Genomic DNA, 14196 nt, shown 5'->3' with positions numbered 1-14196 from the left:
AATGAAAAAATTAATATTGATGCTGGGTTTGGTAGCTGTATTTGCTGCTTGTAAAGATAAAACCAAATTTGTAATTGAGGGTAAATTTGAAAACCCAGGAGCAGAAAAAAAGATATTCTTATACGGAATGTCTGATAAAGGAATGACGGTTTTAGATTCGACCACCTTATCAGAAAAAGGAGAATTTAAATTTGATCGTGTATCGCCAGAAACAGATTTTTTTAGGGTAAATATTGGCGCAAGCGAGTACATGGTAATTGCCAAAAATGGAGATGTAGTTAAAATTGAAGCTGATATTTTGGATAAAAACCACAGTTATAAAATTAGTGGAGCGGATGATGCTGATAAATTAGCAGAATTTAATGCCTTGAAATTTAAATATAGTGCAGCGTTAGATTCTGTAAAAACAGCATTTGAAAATGAAGCTGCTGCTAATCCTGATAATAGAGATGCTTTGATTGAGAAATTTACGCCAACTTATACCAAAGCTTCAGAAAGTTTAAACTCGGCCATTATCAAGTTTGCGCATGACAATGCTAAATATTTAGTGAGTTTTTATGCCATTAGTTTGGTTAACCCAATGGGTAATGAAGCTGCTATGGTAACTTACGCCGAAAAAGTTGATGAAAATTTGAAGAAAAATGCTGCTGTTAAAACCTTTGTTGATAAAGTGATGAAGTTAAAAGCGGTACAGGTTGGTCAGCCAGCACCAGATTTTACCATTAATTCGTTAGGTGGTACACCTATTAAACTATCAGATTACAAAGGTAAATATGTATTGATTGATTTTTGGGCATCGTGGTGTGGACCATGTAGAACAGAGAACCCTAACGTGGTAAAAGCTTACAATACTTTTAAAAATAGAAACTTTACTATATTGGGTATTTCTTTAGATAAAGATAAAGCTGCTTGGCAACAGGCCATTAAACAAGACAATTTAACTTGGGATCATGCTAGTGAATTGGCAGATTTTGAAGGTTCAACAGTTAAGTTGTATCAGGTTGAAGCTATACCAGCATCTTTTGTGGTAGATCCTAGCGGAAAAATTATTGCAAGGAACCTACGTGGCGAAGATTTGGATGCCTTTTTAAACAAAACTTTACCTTAAGCCTAAGTCAATGTTAAAATAAAGAGTAGTTTAACAATTTGTTAACCTACTTTTAACTCAATAATGCATTTGTATACTTACTTTCGTAATAAATAAATTAAACGATGAGTACAGCCAAACAGAAAATATTAATTGTTGATGACGAGCCAGATATTTTAGAGCTGATTGAGTACAACTTAAAAAAAGAAGGTTATCAAGTGTTTTTAGCCAGTAATGGTCAAGAAGGAATTGCGTTAGCCAAAAAAGTACATCCAGATTTAATCATTTTAGATATCATGATGCCTAAGATGGACGGAATTGAAGCCTGCCGTTTAATGAGAGCCATACCAGAGTTTAAAAATACTTTCATGGTTTTTTTAACTGCTAGAAGTGAAGAATATTCTGAAATTGCTGGTTTTAACGTTGGTGCCGATGATTATATTGCTAAACCAATTAAACCAAGAGCTTTAGTAAGCAGAATAAACGCCATTTTACGTAGAAATGCCAGTGGCGAAGAAGTTTCGGACAATAAAGTAGAGGTTGGCGATTTAGTGATTGATAGAGAAGCTTATTTGGTTTACCAAAGTGGATCGAAAGTGGTTTTAGCTAAAAAGGAATTCGAATTATTGTATCTATTGGCATCTAAACCTGGCAAAGTATACACTAGAGAATCAATTCTTAAAAATATTTGGGAAGATTCTGTGGTAGTTACCAATCGTACCATTGATGTACATATTCGTAAACTCCGCGAAAAACTTGGCGAAAACTATGTAGCAACTGTAAAAGGTGTAGGTTATAAGTTTGAATTGAGTTAGTAGGGAAGATGATGAGTTGAGAAGTTGGAGTAGATTTCGAGTATCATAAAATATAATTAATTAGTCTTGGCGTTTTGCTAAGACTTTTTTTTTAGCATAAATCATGATTTAAATAAGCGTATTAAATTTTGATTCGATATGATTTTTTGCCTGCTTCTGAAATTCTTCTGGTGTTAGTTTAGTCTGTTTTTTAAAAAAGCGACTAAAATAGGGGCGGTCAGAAAAACCAAGTTCATAAGCAATTTCTTTAATTGTGCGTTCACTATGTATGATCATTCTTTTAGATTCTAAGATAATCCGATCATGTATCAATTGCATTCCTGTTTTGTCTAGTTTTTCTTTCAATATCTGATTTAGGCGCTTAGAACTTACACCTAATTTACCAGCGTAAAAATCTGTGTTTCTAACTTGCTGGTAATTGCTCTCTAAGAGCATTAAAAATTCATAAACTCTTTTCTGTTGTATATCATGACTGGTAAACTCATGTTCTTTAACTTGTATCAGTTTTAACAAAAATACTTTTAGCAATGCTTTAGTGATGATGAAGTTATTTCCTTGTTTTTGATATTCATCCTCAATCAATTTATAGATATTACCCAGCTCGGCGGATGTTTCTTTAGCTAAACGTAAGCAAGAAAATTCGCCCTGCACATTAAATATTTTAAATAGATCTAATAAAAATTCTTTATCCTCACCTTCAAGAACTGATCTTTTAAATGATATCAGTTCGCCATTTTTTCCTGCTTTATTCAATTGATGAACTCTATAAGGAGGAATTAAGTAAATCCAATCTGCCTTGGTATCAAAACTAGAATCTTGAAGGCTGTGCAATGGTTCCTCGTTCTTTAACCAAACAATTTCAAAAAACTCTTTTCTATTTGGGTCATTCAAATAGCTAGGCGGACAATTATTAAGGTTGCGAATATAAATGATGGATTTCTCCAGATTGGAAATAGTTTCTAAACTCATACTTACGAAGATAAATACTTTAAATAATTGATATTGGATAAAGAGATAACTATGGTGGACTATTCGGAAACTGTGTTTTTATTGTTGCTATTTTATGACATTTATACAGTTTTATTTCCAAATAGTCCCATATATCTAGCAAAATATCTAAGCAGATACAGCCACGTTGGTTATACCTTTGACGATAGGTTAAAAAGAAAAATGGACAAGGAAATAATAATTGATTCTATACATAATCAATCGATCACAAATGCCACAGAAGATCAGCAACTGTTTTGGGATCTGGGGACTAATTTAGATACCATCATTAAAGAAAATACGAGTTTGGCACAAAGGATAGATTTACAACAGCTATTCCCTCTGATATATGGTATTCAAGAAGCTAAAACCATATTTGTTGCAGCTTCGGGTAGATCTGGTTTCGCTATGCGTTCTGCAGCAATGCGCCTAATGCATCTTGGTTTAAATGTTTATTTTGTTGGAGAAACCATTACCCCTGCCATAACAGCAGGAGACTTATTAATAGTTTCTTCTGGCTCTGGAACAACGAGTTCGATTATTAAAGCTGCAGAAAAATCATTATCGGTAGGCGCAAAGGTGGTTGCACTAACTACTAATACAGATTCGATACTTGCTAAGTTGGCGAGCCATGTGGTTTTGGTGCCCGCTGCAGAGAAACAAGACCATAGTAATAGAATATCTGCTCAGTATGCGGGCAGCCTGTTTGAGCAATTTCTTTTACTGCTTTTAGATGCAGTATTCCAATCGCTATGGAAACTTAGCGCTAAACCTGCCGAAGAACTTTGGAAAAAACACACCAATCTCGAATAAATAAATTAAATATATAATTATGGTAAAATTACAAGTAGCAATAGACTTACTAACAACTGAAGATGCATTGACATTAGCTGCAAAAGTGGCTCCTTATGTTGATATTATAGAATTAGGAACTCCGTTGATCAAAAATATGGGATCAACTGTTATTACGGCAATGAAAAATGCTCATCCAGATAAGTTGGTATTTGCCGATTTAAAAACTGCAGATGCTGGTGAGCTTGAAGCTGATATCGCTTTTAAAGCTGGGGCGGATTTAGTTACCGTTATGGGTGCAGCAGGAAATGCAACAATTATTGGTGCAGTTAAAGCTGCAAAAGCACACAACAAAGGGGTTGTGGTTGATACTATCGGATACCCAGATAGAGTAAAAAGAGCACAAGAAGTTATTGCTTTAGGTGTAGAATTTGTAGAATTACATGCGGGTCTTGATGAGCAATGGACTGAAGGTTATTCAATAAATGTATTATTAGATGAAGCAGCAAGAGTAGGTGTTCCAGTTTCTATAGCAGGTGGAGTAAATCTTGAAAATGTAACTGATGTTGTTAAATCTGGTGCAATAGTGGTAGTTGCTGGAGCAGCAATTTATGGTGCAGAAGACCCTGCGGCAGCAGCTAAAGCACTTCGTGAAGCCATTGATGCAGTTTAGTGCCTAAAATTAGGTTTTATAAAAAGCAACTGATGTATAAGATATCAGTTGCTTTTTTGTTTTTAAAGGAGATATTATTTTTTGATTGATATTATTGATGATTTGTTTTTTTTTACATTTTTATCATTGCGTTTAAAGCTAACCTTAGCATCTGGCTAAGACTGTTTAGTAGTGAAATCGAAGGATTTTGCTTCTAACTGATTGAAGTGTTCGACAAGTTCAACATAACAAAATTAACAAGTAATATTCTCATCGCTATAAGTATAATCCCAATCCTAGCCGCATTTCAACTCTATTTTAGTACTTTTGTAATTATATAAAAATACAGTGTGAAGTATCCAAATTTTAAAGATCTTATCCTATTCGAAAGCGATGACTATATCGTAGTAAATAAACCGCCATTTGTAGCTTCTTTAGATGAGCGAAGTGCTGCTGGCGAAGTAAATATTTTACGTTTAGCAAGGCAATATACAGATGATGCACAAGTTTGTCATAGATTAGATAAGGAAACTTCCGGGGCAATTGTAATTGCTAAAAATCCAGAAGCTTATCGTCATTTATCAATGCAGTTTGAACGCAGAAAGGTGAAAAAGATTTATCACGCTGTGGTAGATGGGCAATATCAATTTGATAACCTATTTGTTGATTTACCCATATTAAATGATGGCAATAAAAACGTAACCATCGATAGGGCAGAAGGCAAAAGGGCAGAAACTTATTTTACATCTTTAAAATATTATAAACATTATACATTGGTAGAATGTAAGCCAGTAACTGGTAGAATGCACCAAATCAGAATTCATTTAGCTACGCAACGTGCTGCTATTTGTGGCGATAGCATGTATAAAGGTAAACCAGTTTTTTTATCAGCCATTAAAAAAGGATATCGTTTATCAAAAGACGAGGAAGAACAACCAATAATGAAACGTTTTGCCTTACACGCTAAAGAAATTACGTTTAAAGGTTTAGATGACCAGGATATACATATTGAAGCGCCATATCCTAAAGATTTTACAACACTAATTAAATTGCTAGATAAATTTGATGCCTAAAGAAAACGCTCTTTTTCTTTAAAGCTAAAAAATAAAAAATGTTTATACGGTTTGTAGGCTTAGTTGATCAACTTAATTCGTACCGAAAATCTAAAATATCGAATAGAAATTTTCTCGTTGTTGCGGCTGTATTGGTTGGGGTTTTTGCTGGGCTTGCTGCATCTTTGTTAAAAACAATCACCCATCACATTGAAAGTTTTTTACAAACTGACTTAAATTGGCAATACAAGTATTATTTATACTTGCTTTTTCCTATGATTGGTATTTTCTTATCTGTGCTTTATGTAAGAAGGTTTATACGAAAAGGAAAATTTGAAACTGGTTTAACTCCATTACTTTACACCATTTCTAAAAAATCGAGCCATGTAGAGACGCATAATATTTATTCTCAAATTATTACATCAGCGTTAACAGTTGGCTTTGGTGGTTCTACCGGATTAGAAGCACCAATTGTAACTAGTGGTTCTTCTATCGGATCAACAGTTGGTCGGTTTTTAGGGTTATCACAGCGTGAAATTACCCTATTATTAGCATGTGGTGCAGCTGGAGGTATTGCCGGAGCATTTAATAGTCCGATAGCAGGAATTGTTTTTGCTATCGAAATTTTGCTTCCAGAATTTACTATACCAGCCTTTATTCCTCTATTGCTGGCCTCAGCAACGGCGGCAGTTGTAGCTCGTTTTTTTTATAATGAACAGTTATTCTTTTTAGCAACAGAAGGTTGGGTTACTTCATCTTTAGGCTATTATATTTTACTGGCAGCTGTTATTGGGCTATTTTCTATTTACTTTACAAAGGTTAATTATGCCATTAAAAATTATTTCTACCAAATCAATCATCCCTATAAAAAAGTAATTTTAGGTGGTTTAATGTTAGGCGTTTTGGTTTTTCTTTTTCCAACTTTATACGGCGAGGGTTATATCACCATTAAAAATTTGCTAAAAGGAGATCACACTGCTGTAATTACCAATAGTATATTTTCATCATACAGTACATTTCCGGCTTTAATTATAGTATTTACATTGGTAACGGTTTTTGCAAAATCAATAGCTACTTTGGTTACCTTGGGTGCTGGTGGTAATGGCGGTATTTTTGCGCCAAGTTTAATTATTGGAGGTTTATTGGGTTTTACAGTTGCTTTTACTATTAATACGTTAGGCATTGCACAAGTAAACACTGCAAATTTTATAGTGGCAGGCATGGCGGCATCTTTAGGTTCAATTATGCATGCACCCTTAACGGGCATATTTTTAATTGCAGAAATTACTGGCGGATATGTTTTAATGGTGCCGTTAATGATTACCACGGCCATTGCTTATTTAATTAACAGAAGCGTAAATAAATATTCTATTTATACCAAACCTTTGGCTGATAAGGGAGAGCTTTCACATCATGAAGATAAAGATACAACAGTTTTAAACATGATGAAGCTCAAGTATTTGATAGAGAAAGATGATCTCATTCTGAATGAAAATGATGTGATTAAAAATCGATTAACTGATATACTCCAATCCAAACGAAATATATTTCCGATTGTGAATGAGTTAGGACTTTTTAAAGGGCTATTGTATGTAGAGGAGATTTTAAAAAAATCAATTTCCTTGAATAATGACAGCGAGTTTACGGTAAAAGAGTTAATGAAAGATGCGCCAATAGTTGTAAACATTAATGCAGAACTAAAGGATGTTTTGCAAAAAATGGAAGCCGAAAATGTGTGGATATTACCAGTTTTAGATCAGGAGAATAGATTTAAGGGTTTTATTTCAAAAACAGCAATATTTAATAAATACAGAGCAATGTTAGTAAGGCAGGCTCAGTATATGGATTAAAATAAAAGGTTGTAAAATTTAAACATTCCAACATTTAAACTTTACAACCTTCAAACTTCCCCACTATTCAACTTCCCAACTCTCCAGTTTCGTTATTCAGATCTTTTTAAACCGAATTTTTCTATTTTACTGTATAAGTGACTTCGTTGTATTTCTATGTCATCTGCAGTTTTAGATACATTCCAATTGTTTTTCTCTAACTTAAATTTGATAAATTCTTTTTCAGCAAAGTCTTTATAATCCTGAAAGTTAGAAAATTTATCGTAGGCAATAGTTGCTCCGCTTTGGGCAACTGCACCATTGCTATTACCTGTGCCAATGTTTGTTCCTCCGGTTGGATTAGCAAAAGCAATTACATCATTTTCGGTTATACTTTTGTCGCTTAAAATTATCAAACGCTCAATCATGTTATGTAGCTCACGCACGTTACCCGTCCATGGTAATGCTTTTAATGCCTCCATAGCATTATCATTAATCTTTTTAACTGGCATGCCGTAATCGCCACAAATCTCTTCTAAAAATTGTTGTGCAATTACCGGAATATCATCCGTTCTTTCGGTTAAGTGAGGTACGTGAATATTAATTACGTTTAAGCGGTGGTAAAGATCCATTCTAAAATTACCATCTTCAATCTCTTTAAGTAAATCTTTATTAGTAGCAGCTAAAACCCTAACGTTTACATCCAATTCCTTTTCTCCACCAACACGTGTAATTTTATGTTCTTGTAAAGCTCTCAAAACTTTTGCTTGTGCAGAAAGGCTCATGTCGCCAATCTCATCTAAAAATAGGGTTCCGCCATTGGCTAACTCAAATTTACCAATACGTTGTTTAACTGCCGAAGTAAATGAACCTTTTTCGTGGCCAAATAATTCACTTTCAATAAGTTCTGATGGAATTGCAGCACAATTTACCTCAATTAAAGGCGCATCTGCTCTGTTAGATTTTTCGTGTATCCAACGGGCAACCAATTCTTTACCACTACCATTTGCACCGGTAATTAATACACGAGCTTCTGTTGGTGCAACGCGATCTATGGTCTCCTTTATTTTACTTATGCTATCAGATTCGCCTAAAATATGGCGAGTTTTGCTAACCCTGCGTTTTAAAACCTTAGTTTCGGTTACTAAGTTACCTCTATCTAATGCATTACGAACCGTAATTAACAAACGATTTAAATCAGGCGGTTTAGATACAAAATCAAAAGCTCCTTTTTTGCTGGCTTCGATTGCGGTTTCTACAGTACCATGACCAGAAATCATGATGAAAGGAAGATCTGGTTTTAGGATTTGTGCATTTTCTAGCACTTCCATACCATCCATTTTATTCATCTTGATATCACACAATACTAAATCGTAATTGTTTTTCTTAATGAGTTCTAATCCATCGATACCATTATCAATGTCATCAACATCGTAACTTTCGTATTCTAAAATCTCTCGTAAAGTACTTCTTATCGCTCTTTCGTCATCAATTATAAGTAGTTTAGCCATTTTTGGGTATTAATATGTATAAGAGTGCTAATATATTATTTTTTGTTAAATGTATAGTTTTTTATACAGTTTTTATTTAAATAGATGTGAGAAATGAGACTTACATTATCGAGCCTTAAGCTGATTTATTTTACGCAGGTTTTTGCTACTATGAGGGGCTTTACTTGCAGAAGCTGATGTTTTTAGCCCCGATGGTAGCGAACATGTAGTCCCGACCTTTAGGTTGGGACGAAATAAAGCGAACAGCGGGACAAAAGGATCATAGCTGTAAGACAGTTTCGCTTCAAAAAAGATAATGATTTTAAAAAGAAAATAAAAAATACAAGCCTGTAAGCCGGGTTCTGTTTCCGATAAATCGGAATTCTATCATTAATCCAGTCTAAACGTTGCCGTTTAGCTCTAACGACCTACCCACTAACATCGAACGAGCCGCCCTACATGCGTTAGCCTATTTGGTCTTTCAACTCCCGAGGTTTACCAAATCGCTAATCACTTAGCGAGATCGTGAGCTCTTACCTCACGTTTTCACCCTTATCCCAACTTAAAGTCGGGACGGTATATTTTCTGTGGCACTTTCTGTCGTTTAGGCATTCAATCCTAAACGCCTTCCCGTTAGGAAGCGAGATGCTCTATGTTGCCCGGACTTTCCTCTCTCTCGATAAATCGGGACAGCGATAGAACGGCTTGCATTTTTTGTAAAGATAAGAAAAAGCTGAAAGCTTAAAGACTAAAGCGTAAAGAAGCTTGGCTATTTTAAAGTTAATAAGGTTAATAGTTCATGGACGATGGTCTATAGACTATTGACTTAAATTATTTGCAATTCTTTAAATCATTTTCTACAGTTTCTTGCTTATACATACCTTGGTTGTTGCCAAAAGTATTGGTAACATAAGTAATTACCTGCGCAATATCTATGTTTTCTAATTGATTAAAAGTGGGCATTTTTTCGTGATACGTTTTGCCATTAACAACCATAGGTTGGTTTGCTCCGTTTTTTATGAAACAAGCCAATTGTTGTTTGTTTTCTTTTAAAAATACACTATCAGTTAATGGAGGTGCTAGTTCGCCTAAACCTTCGCCATTTGCACCATGGCAATTTTGGCAATATTTGACATAAATATCTTTTCCATTGCTTTTGTAAGCTGCAAATTCAATTTCATCCGAGCTTTGGCAAGAGTAAATTATGGAGCAAATTGTTGTAAGGTAGATAGAAAATAGAATGTATTTACGCATGTTAGTTTCCCTCAGCTAACAAGGTTGCTAAATCTTTTTTTAGCATGGCAACTTGCTCTGTTTTTGTGCCATCGTAAGCACCACGCATTCTTTTTTGTTTGTCTATTAATACTAACCAACCTTGGTGCATGTAGCCATCAGGCGAATCATTGTCTTCTGCAACAACCGTTAAATAGCTTTTTTCGGCCAATTTGTAAATATCGTCTTTGCTGCCATAAACAAATTGCCATTTTTTGGTATCAACACCAAGTTTGGTAGCATAGTTTTTAAGTACAGATGGTTTGTCGTATTTAAAATCGATGCTATGTGATAAGTACATTACCTCAGGATTGCTTTTATAATCTTCGTAAATCTCTTTTAAATTTCTGTGCATTGCCGGACAAATGGTGGTGCATGAGGTAAAGAAAAAATCAGCAACATAAACTTTACCTTTAAATAAATCTTGAGTAATCATTACGCTATCTTGATTTAAAAAAGAAAAGTTTGGTATAGTTTGATAAAGTGTATCAACTCTTTCAATACCAGCTTTGTCTTTAGTAATTACAGCTTCACGTTCGCCATAAATAGGTAACGTTTTGTTTCCGCTGTTGCAAGCAACCATTATTACCGAAATAACTAAAAGCAAAATTGTTGATCTGATTTGTTTCATAACTTGATTTTATGCTACAAAGTTAAATTAAAATTAGCTGATGAATTGATTATAAAAGCATCCTTGCGTAAAATAATTGAGTTAGTGTTATTTAATATATTTTTTAGGATTAGCTGTAAAGGTTTTCTTACAACTTTCTGAACAGAAACCATAAGTTACCTTTTCAAAAACTATTGTTTTGGTGTTACCAGCTTTAACTTTCATTTTGCAAATAGGATCGATGCCATCTTTTTTTAAAGTATCTACCGCTGCTTTTTGTTGTTTAATTTCTGTTTGTTCATTGGCACTAAACGCTTGCAAAAATGCCAAGCCTAGTGCTAAAATTAATACTGCTTTTTTCATGTTGTTTAATTTAATATTTACTTATTACGCCAACAAGGGAGAGGGATATTTACTTATTACTCCAACGATGGCGTTCCCGCTAACGCATATTTTGATGATATGATATTGTTGGCGGGGACGCCAATAAGGGATTAGTTAATTGAAGTAAAAAACATTCCAACGTTGGCGTCCTCACCAACGTATTAGTATTACCCTTTAATCTTTTATTTTTCTTTAAGCAAGATTTCCATATCTGCCATTAATTTTTTCACTTCTTCATCTACAGTACCATCATAAGCGCCACGAATTCTTTTTTGTTTATCTACCAAAATCAAATAGCCTTGATGTGCAAAACCTCCAGGTGCTTTATTGTCTTCTTTGGTATAAACCATGTAATTCCTTTCTGCCAATGCATAAATTTCATCTCTGGTTCCCCATAAAAACTGCCAATTTTTTCCTTTAATACCTATTTTTTTGGCGTATGCTTTCATTACGGATGGTTTGTCGTATTTTACATCAATGGTATGCGAAGCATATTTTACCTCTGGATTATTTTCGAACTTTTTATATACCTTAAATAAATTCCTATGCATAGTTGGGCAAATGGTTGGGCAAGATGTGAAGAAGAAATCAGCCACATAAATACTATTGTCGAAATCTTTTAAAGTTACCACGGCGCTATCCTGATTGTACAACTTAAAATCAGGTATGGTTCTAAAAGTTGTGTCTTCAACTATTTTCCCATCAACCTCTTTGGCAACAACTTCCATTTGTAAGTAAGGGAGTTTTTCTGGTTTGCTACATGCAGTAATTACAACTACAACAGCTAATATTATCAATTTTGCTATTTTCATTGTTTTTTAAATTTGGCAAGGTAAGTATCCGATTTTTTGATTTCTGATTTGTACAATTCATCTACTTTAGCAATTTTATCATGCTCCTTTTTGTAGTAATTATAAACGGCAGTATCGGCTTCATTTTTAAAATCTCCATTAAAATTATGCATCCAGTCGTTCATGCTTTCTTCAGCTTTTACTAAATCTATCATTAGTTTTTGCATTTCTAATTTTTCTGCAGCGGTATCAATTGAGGGGAATTTGGTCTTTAAATCGACCAAATTTTTCAGTAGTGTATCTATTTTCATTTGATGGCCGATGATTTTACTATGATTTGCCATTACCACATCATGTAATTTCATGGTTTCATCTTTAATCGTATTTACATCAGCTTTTGGCTTACAGGCAACAGCAAAAAATGCAATCGCAGCAATTATAATTAGTGTTTTCATATTATTTAATTAAAATGGAATTGAAACGTGTGTCATTAGTCTATTGCCAGCAAAAGCTCTTCCGCTAGCTAAATTTTGAGACCTGATATTTTGATAATTAGCGCCAAAAGAAACTCCTTTTAAGGCAAATTCTACTCCGGCAATAGCTGCTAAAGAATGCCCTCCAGAAACCTCAACTTCATATTTACTATGCTCTACATCTTTTGCAGATTTTTCGTACAAAATTCCAGCATTTGGTGCTACAGTAAAACGATGAAACAATCTAAATTTATAGTAAGCTAGTAGGTTAGTAGTCAGTTTGTTGCCATAGCGGTAGTCAAATTTGTTTTCGGTATTTACCTTGTAATTCACATTGGCATTTACACCCAAATCGTTTAGTCGGATATCATAAGCTGCATTAAATGTAAAATCTGTACTAGCTGTACCCAACTGAAAATTATTTGGTGAATCTTGCAATGCTAATCTTTCATTCGGTTCATACTTGCCTGTTGGTGCTTTTACACCTGCACCGATCCATAAAGATTGTACTAAAAGTTTACTGCCTAAGGTGACACTTTTATTGAAAAGATTGTAATAACCCATCAAGGCAATATCGCCCAAGCCATTTTTAGTGCCACGCTCATCCTGATTTACACGCTCATTGAAGTTATAGGGTACAAATACCAAAACCCTTAATTTCTTGCCGAAATTCCATCCACCCCAAAGTTCGGCACTTTGATAAGTTTCATCAGTAGAAATTGGTGTTCGTTGTCCAGCTGGCCCTAAGTGGGTTTGCAATGTTTTGTATTGATACCTTAAACCTATAAAACGCTTATTGTATTCGGGCAAAATGCCGATGTAGTAACTGCCTACGCCACAGCCACAAATATCACATGCTTTTACAGTAAAACTGAAGCATATAATGGCTAATGCGATGATTAATTTTATTTTCATTTTATTGTTCTGCTAAAAGCTTGTTATTGATGAAATTTTCATCGTTAAGTGTATTTAAAAAGGCGATAATTTTTGTTTTGTCGTTTGCACTTAAAGCAATACCTAACTTGCTTCGATTTAGTAATGGATCAAGGTTTTGGGTGGCAACAATCTCCGAATTGTAATGTTCTAAAACGGCATTTAAACTTAAAAATCTACCATCGTGCATAAATGGAGCTGTATATTTTAGGTTTCTTAAGGATGGAACTTTGAATTTATATTTATCAGTTTCAACCAATGTTGCTGCATACAAACCTTTGTCATTTACAGGACTAATACCTAAGCCATTGTTTCTGAAAGAGCCATCAGTGAATAAAGGTTCTTTGTGGCAAGAGCCGCATTTGTCTTTAAAAATGGTATAACCTTCTAATTCTTCTGTTGTAAATGAAAAGCCGGGTTCTTTCCTTAAAACCTTATCATATTTAGCATTACTGCTGATACACATTAACATAAATTGAGAAAGTGCTTTCATAAAGCGAGCAGTGTTGATTTCTTCTGTGCCAAATGCCGCCTTAAACATGTTGGTGTATTTTGGCATTGCTCTTAACTTATTGTACACATTCTCCAGGTTTTCGTCCATTTCTTCGTGTGTGGTTATTGGGATTATGGGCTGTAGATCTAAATCAAAAACACCACCGCCCCAATTAAAAGCTTTGTTCCAAGCTAAATTCATAATAGGAGGTGAGTTTCTGGTTCCTAAACGGTCGTCAATACCATGGCTTACATCATGCCCATGCTGCGTAAATGCAGATGATTGAATGTGGCACGAACCACAGGTGATGGTATTGTTGCGTGATAACCTTGGCTCGTAAAACAGCGATCGCCCCAATTCAAAACCTTCTTTGGTTACTTTGTTATTGGCAAAGTTGTAAACCGGATCAGGAAAATTAGCCGGCTTTTGGAAACCGATAAATGCTTCAATTTGAGTAACAATTGGTTCACCTTTTTTACAAGCGAACACAATTATGGCCATCACAAATAAAACTGTAAAGTGTTTTTTATTCATGA

The 14196-nt window shown here is 34.5% G+C and carries 15 protein-coding genes and 1 other RNA gene; 6 read left to right on the top strand and 10 right to left on the bottom strand.

Going from position 1 to position 14196, the window contains the following annotated elements; translation table 11 throughout:
- The first annotated feature begins 1 nt into the window (after position 1).
- Both FA045_RS04835 and FA045_RS04830 read left to right on the top strand, forming a co-directional pair.
- Positions 2–1108 carry a TlpA disulfide reductase family protein gene (locus tag FA045_RS04835; RefSeq protein WP_136875026.1) on the top strand — a complete coding sequence of 369 codons (1107 nt, stop codon included), beginning with the start codon at positions 2–4 and terminating at the stop codon, positions 1106–1108.
- A gap of 104 nt (positions 1109–1212) precedes the next feature.
- A complete protein-coding gene (locus tag FA045_RS04830; protein ID WP_136875024.1) occupies positions 1213–1902 on the top strand; it encodes a response regulator transcription factor in 690 nt (229 codons plus the stop codon).
- 108 nt (positions 1903–2010) lie between these two features.
- On the opposite strand, the gene FA045_RS04825 is transcribed toward FA045_RS04830, so the two are convergent.
- Entirely contained in the window at positions 2011–2871 is an 861-nt protein-coding gene (locus tag FA045_RS04825) for a helix-turn-helix domain-containing protein (RefSeq protein WP_136875022.1), read from the bottom strand.
- Positions 2872–3072: 201 nt separating this feature from the next.
- On the opposite strand from FA045_RS04825, the gene hxlB reads away from it, so the two are divergent.
- The 4 genes from hxlB to FA045_RS04805 all read left to right on the top strand — a co-directional run bounded on the left by hxlB (position 3073) and on the right by FA045_RS04805 (position 7235).
- Complete coding sequence (gene hxlB / locus FA045_RS04820; protein ID WP_136875020.1) at positions 3073–3702, top strand: 6-phospho-3-hexuloisomerase; 630 nt, start codon at positions 3073–3075, stop codon at positions 3700–3702.
- Between the two features lie 19 nt (positions 3703–3721).
- A complete protein-coding gene (gene hxlA / locus FA045_RS04815; RefSeq protein ID WP_136875018.1) occupies positions 3722–4354 on the top strand; it encodes a 3-hexulose-6-phosphate synthase in 633 nt (210 codons plus the stop codon).
- 329 nt (positions 4355–4683) lie between these two features.
- Positions 4684–5406, top strand: coding sequence for an RluA family pseudouridine synthase (locus FA045_RS04810; protein ID WP_136875016.1), 723 nt, complete (start codon positions 4684–4686; stop codon positions 5404–5406).
- A gap of 38 nt (positions 5407–5444) precedes the next feature.
- Positions 5445–7235 (top strand): chloride channel protein, encoded by a 1791-nt coding sequence (locus tag FA045_RS04805; RefSeq protein ID WP_136875014.1) that lies wholly within the window; start codon positions 5445–5447, stop codon positions 7233–7235.
- Between the two features lie 92 nt (positions 7236–7327).
- On the opposite strand, the gene FA045_RS04800 is transcribed toward FA045_RS04805, so the two are convergent.
- The 9 genes from FA045_RS04800 to FA045_RS04760 form a co-directional block, all read right to left on the bottom strand.
- On the bottom strand, positions 7328–8725 hold the full coding sequence (locus FA045_RS04800; protein WP_136875012.1) for a sigma-54-dependent transcriptional regulator: 1398 nt from the start codon (positions 8723–8725) through the stop codon (positions 7328–7330).
- 314 nt (positions 8726–9039) lie between these two features.
- Positions 9040–9416, bottom strand: an RNA gene (gene rnpB, locus FA045_RS04795) — RNase P RNA component class A.
- 119 nt (positions 9417–9535) lie between these two features.
- On the bottom strand, positions 9536–9958 hold the full coding sequence (locus FA045_RS04790) for a c-type cytochrome (RefSeq protein ID WP_136875010.1): 423 nt from the start codon (positions 9956–9958) through the stop codon (positions 9536–9538).
- Between the two features lies 1 nt (position 9959).
- Entirely contained in the window at positions 9960–10607 is a 648-nt protein-coding gene (locus FA045_RS04785) for an SCO family protein (RefSeq protein WP_136875008.1), read from the bottom strand.
- Positions 10608–10694: 87 nt separating this feature from the next.
- The gene (locus FA045_RS04780) at positions 10695–10949 is read right to left on the bottom strand and encodes a YHS domain-containing protein (protein WP_136875006.1); all 255 of its coding nucleotides are present in this window, start codon (positions 10947–10949) and stop codon (positions 10695–10697) included.
- Positions 10950–11152: 203 nt separating this feature from the next.
- Complete coding sequence (locus tag FA045_RS04775) at positions 11153–11782, bottom strand: SCO family protein (protein WP_136875004.1); 630 nt, start codon at positions 11780–11782, stop codon at positions 11153–11155.
- Entirely contained in the window at positions 11779–12216 is a 438-nt protein-coding gene (locus FA045_RS04770; RefSeq protein WP_225871279.1) for a hypothetical protein, read from the bottom strand. Before FA045_RS04770 ends, FA045_RS04775 begins: the two co-directional genes overlap by 4 nt.
- Before the next feature lie 9 nt (positions 12217–12225).
- The gene (locus FA045_RS04765; RefSeq protein WP_136875002.1) at positions 12226–13149 is read right to left on the bottom strand and encodes a transporter; all 924 of its coding nucleotides are present in this window, start codon (positions 13147–13149) and stop codon (positions 12226–12228) included.
- Between the two features lies 1 nt (position 13150).
- Positions 13151–14194: a cytochrome-c peroxidase gene (locus tag FA045_RS04760; protein WP_136875000.1), complete on the bottom strand. Its 1044-nt coding sequence runs from the start codon at positions 14192–14194 to the stop codon at positions 13151–13153.
- Positions 14195–14196: the final 2 nt, after the last annotated feature.

It is taken from the genome of Pedobacter cryotolerans (assembly GCF_005116475.1).
Taxonomy (GTDB): Bacteria; Bacteroidota; Bacteroidia; order Sphingobacteriales; family Sphingobacteriaceae; genus Pedobacter; species Pedobacter cryotolerans.
The sequence above is the reverse complement of the archived record's forward strand: the minus strand, read 5'-3'. Positions and strand labels throughout refer to the sequence as shown.

Bases quoted from the DNA above. Each gene is read 5' to 3' on its own strand.
- FA045_RS04790 (WP_136875010.1), bottom strand. From the start codon at position 9,958: ATGCGTAAATACATTCTATTTTCTATCTACCTTACAACAATTTGCTCC.
- FA045_RS04760 (WP_136875000.1), bottom strand. From the start codon at position 14,194: ATGAATAAAAAACACTTTACAGTTTTATTTGTGATGGCCATAATTGTG.
- FA045_RS04830 (WP_136875024.1), top strand. From the start codon at position 1,213: ATGAGTACAGCCAAACAGAAAATATTAATTGTTGATGACGAGCCAGAT.
- FA045_RS04775 (WP_136875004.1), bottom strand. From the start codon at position 11,782: ATGAAAATAGCAAAATTGATAATATTAGCTGTTGTAGTTGTAATTACT.
- hxlB (WP_136875020.1), top strand. From the start codon at position 3,073: ATGGACAAGGAAATAATAATTGATTCTATACATAATCAATCGATCACA.
- FA045_RS04800 (WP_136875012.1), bottom strand. From the start codon at position 8,725: ATGGCTAAACTACTTATAATTGATGACGAAAGAGCGATAAGAAGTACT.
- FA045_RS04765 (WP_136875002.1), bottom strand. From the start codon at position 13,149: ATGAAAATAAAATTAATCATCGCATTAGCCATTATATGCTTCAGTTTT.
- FA045_RS04785 (WP_136875008.1), bottom strand. From the start codon at position 10,607: ATGAAACAAATCAGATCAACAATTTTGCTTTTAGTTATTTCGGTAATA.
- FA045_RS04780 (WP_136875006.1), bottom strand. From the start codon at position 10,949: ATGAAAAAAGCAGTATTAATTTTAGCACTAGGCTTGGCATTTTTGCAA.
- FA045_RS04825 (WP_136875022.1), bottom strand. From the start codon at position 2,871: ATGAGTTTAGAAACTATTTCCAATCTGGAGAAATCCATCATTTATATT.
- FA045_RS04835 (WP_136875026.1), top strand. From the start codon at position 2: ATGAAAAAATTAATATTGATGCTGGGTTTGGTAGCTGTATTTGCTGCT.
- hxlA (WP_136875018.1), top strand. From the start codon at position 3,722: ATGGTAAAATTACAAGTAGCAATAGACTTACTAACAACTGAAGATGCA.
- FA045_RS04805 (WP_136875014.1), top strand. From the start codon at position 5,445: ATGTTTATACGGTTTGTAGGCTTAGTTGATCAACTTAATTCGTACCGA.
- FA045_RS04770 (WP_225871279.1), bottom strand. From the start codon at position 12,216: ATGAAAACACTAATTATAATTGCTGCGATTGCATTTTTTGCTGTTGCC.